Here is a 3,224-nt window from a genome sequence, read left to right on the forward strand (position 1 = left end):
AATCTAGGGGTTTGGTCTCCAAACCCTCTTAATCTAGGGGTTTGGTCTCCAAACCCTCTTAATCTAGGGGTTTGGTCTCCAAACCCTCTTAATCTAGGGGTTTGGTCAGATCGCTCTTTTTGCGGCGATCGCATTGCACCCCTTGAATGTGAGCAGACCAAACCCCTACATCCACCCGGACAGGGTTTGGAAACCAAACCCCTACATCACCGGACAGACAGGGTTTGGTTTCCAAACCCCTACATCACCGGACAGGGTGATCAGACCAAACCCCTACAAATACACCTTGACAGGGCTAGCTCTATCTCCCAGAGAAAGACCTAATGAACGAGTGGAAACTCTTAGTTTAGCAATGTCGCGTGCGAGTTCTTCGTCTGCTGGATAGATAATTAATGCATGATCGAGCAAACCTTCCTCCCTCAACTGAGTGGTAACCGCATCAGGTTCTTGACCGCGTTCCGCCAGTTTGGAGAGAGTTTCTGCCCAGTTTATAGCACTAATCGCTGCTTTTTGAAGCAAAACATCGGCAACGTCATCTGCACCCGGTTCGCCTTGCAGGTAAGCCAGTCAGGCTGAGGCATCCAATACTGCAATCGGATTTTGAGTCATGCTTCCCCCTCTCGATGTACTTCCTCACGCCGTTCTTGAATCAGTTCGTCCCCCAGGCTAACACCTGGGGCAATATCTTTAAAAATTCCTTGGAGTTTTTGGACGGATTTGCGTAAGCTGAACAGGCGCAGACTCCCATCATTTTCGAGAGTTAGGGTGAGGGAATCCCCCGGTTGCAGGTTAAGTTGCTTCCGCACGGTTTCGGGGATAACTAACTCGCCGGTTTCTGCCAAATTCACGGTGTACTGTTCGAGGGGGAGAGACATAGCTCGATAAATTTGGGTAAGTTTTTTAACTGATTGGCTATTTTAGCAAATTTAGAGGCTAGGGGTGAGGTCAAGCTCATTCGCCTAACAACCGTTTAATCTCCGCCTCGGTAAAGGGATTTTCCCCAGTGCGGAGGGTATCAATATAACCCTGGATTTGCCTATTCGCCCCGGCATTGTTACTCAATTCAATAAAGGCTTGAAAATCTTGAATTGCTCCCTCATTATCCCCAGCCAGTGCCTTCGCTAACCCGCGATTTCCTATATATCCTGGTTCCAATGTGACCGCTTTTTCGCAGGCTTCAAGCACCGCCGCTGCCTCACCGCGCAAACTGCCAAGCGCACAGATTTCGTTCCAAGTGTCCGCAGAAATTTCCACCGTGGCATCAATATTCTGGGCTGCGGTATAAGCCTCAACCGCTTCTTTATACTTTTTGTCTTTAACCCCTTGTTTTCCCCGCGCCACCAAAACCGGCACAGCAAGGCGTTTTGCTTCTGCCTCCGGTTCTAGGTCGAGAGTCGGGTCAAGGGTCACGGCTTGTTGGAATTTGGCAACGGCTTCGTTATATTTACCCTGTCGAGCAAAATCTTTACCCGCTTCAACCAAAGCGGGAACAGCAAGGCGTTTTGCTTCGACCTCCGGTTCTATGTCGAGAGTAGCATCAAGTTTTTTGGCTTGTTTAAACTTGGCAACTGCCCCCTCGATATCTTCCTCACGAGCTAAAGCCTTGCCTTGACGGACGAGAAACTGTGCCGACTCGGTGTGATTCCAGGCATATTTTTGACAGGTTTCGCCTGCTTCGCGGGCAACATCGGTTTCTGGTGCTACCAATACGGGATGATATTTTAACTGATTGCAACCCATTTTTAGCCAATTTTTCCATCCCACCGTCCACAAGCGCACGGTGTTGTCCGAACTGCCACTGACAATGGTCTGACCATCTGGGCTGATGGCTACGGCCCAGACCCGACCCTGATGGCCGCGCAGTTCCCCAATCTGTTCCCCCTGGCGGTTCCACAAGCGCGCGGTGTTGTCCAAACTGCCACTGACAATGGTCTGACCATCCGCACTGACGGCCACAGCCCTGATCGAATCCTGATGGCCACGCAGAACCTTGATTTGTTCCCCCTGGCGGTTCCACAAGCGCACCGTGTCGTCCCAACTGCCAGTGACAATAGTTTCACCATCTGCGCTAACGGCCAAGGCCCAGACCAAACCCTGGTCGCCACGCAGAACCTCGATTTGTTCCCCCTGGCGGTTCCACAAGCGCACCGTGTCGTCCGAACCGCCACTGACAATGGTCTGACCATCTGCACTGACTGCCACAGCCCTAATCGAACCCTGATGGCCACGCAGAACCTTGATTTGTTCCCCCTGGCGGTTCCACAAGCGCACGGTGTTGTCATCACTTCCACTGACAATGGTCTGACCATCCGCACTGATGGCCACAGCCATGACCGAATCCTGATGGCCACGTAAAACCTCGATTTGTTCCCCCTGGCGGTTCCACAAGCGCACGGTGTTGTCATCACTTCCACTGACAATGGTCTGACCATCCGCACTGATGGCCACAGCCATGACCGAATCCTGATGGCCACGTAAAACCTCGATTTGTTCCCCCTGGCGGTTCCATAAGCTCACGGTGTTGTCCGAACTGCCACTGACAATGTTCTCTCCTTCCGCGCTAATGGCCACAGACGAGACTAAACCTTGATAGCCGCGCAGTTCCCAGATGGATTCCCACTGGTGCTTCCACAAGCGCACGGTGTTGTCACGACTTCCACTGACAATAGTCTGACCATCCGCACTGACGGCTACGGAAATGACTGAATCCTGATGGCCACGCAGAACCTCGATTTGTTCCCCCTGGCGGTTCCACAAGCGCACGGTGTCGTCACGACTTCCACTGACAATGGTCTGACCATCCGCACTGACGGCTACGGCGAAGACCAAATCCTGATGGCCGCGCAGTTTCCCAATCTGTTTCCCCTGGCGGTTCCACAAGCGCACGGTGTCGTCCCAACTGCCGCTAACAATGGTCTGACCATCCGCGCTGATGGCTACGGAAATGACGGAAATGTCCGAATCCTGATGGCCGCGCAGGACCGTCATTTGTTCCCGGGGGTTCCACAAGCGCACGGTGTTGTCCCAACTGCCGCTAACAATGGTCTGACCATCCGCGCTGATGGCTACGGCGCTGACCGAACCCTGATGGCCGCGCAGTTCCCCAATCTGTTCCCCCTGGTGGTCCCACAAGCGCACGGTGTTGTCCGAACTGCCACTGACAATGGTCTGACCATCCGCGCTGATGGCTACAGCGTTGACCGAACCCTGATGGCCGCGCAGTT

At 53.3% G+C, this 3,224-nt stretch carries 3 protein-coding genes and 1 pseudogene; all 4 read right to left on the minus strand.

The features are described from left to right. Positions 1 to 88: 88 nt before the first annotated feature. On the minus strand, positions 89 to 235 hold the full coding sequence (locus NG795_RS20165; protein WP_367290440.1) for a hypothetical protein: 147 nt from the start codon (positions 233 to 235) through the stop codon (positions 89 to 91). Between the two features lie 38 nt (positions 236 to 273). Then, the gene (locus tag NG795_RS20170; RefSeq protein WP_367290441.1) at positions 274 to 519 is read right to left on the minus strand and encodes a PIN domain-containing protein; all 246 of its coding nucleotides are present in this window, start codon (positions 517 to 519) and stop codon (positions 274 to 276) included. 86 nt (positions 520 to 605) lie between these two features. Beyond that, positions 606 to 875 carry an AbrB/MazE/SpoVT family DNA-binding domain-containing protein gene (locus tag NG795_RS20175; protein ID WP_367290442.1) on the minus strand — a complete coding sequence of 90 codons (270 nt, stop codon included), beginning with the start codon at positions 873 to 875 and terminating at the stop codon, positions 606 to 608. A gap of 76 nt (positions 876 to 951) precedes the next feature. After that, positions 952 to 3,224, minus strand: a pseudogene (locus tag NG795_RS20180) (hypothetical protein); the annotation flags it as partial.

It is taken from the genome of Laspinema palackyanum D2c, assembly GCF_025370875.1.
In the GTDB taxonomy this organism is placed as follows: domain Bacteria; phylum Cyanobacteriota; class Cyanobacteriia; order Cyanobacteriales; family Laspinemataceae; genus Laspinema; species Laspinema palackyanum.

Coding starts and splice junctions, on each gene's coding strand:
- NG795_RS20175 (WP_367290442.1), bottom strand. CDS start 875: ATGTCTCTCCCCCTCGAACAGTACACCGTGAATTTGGCAGAAACCGGC.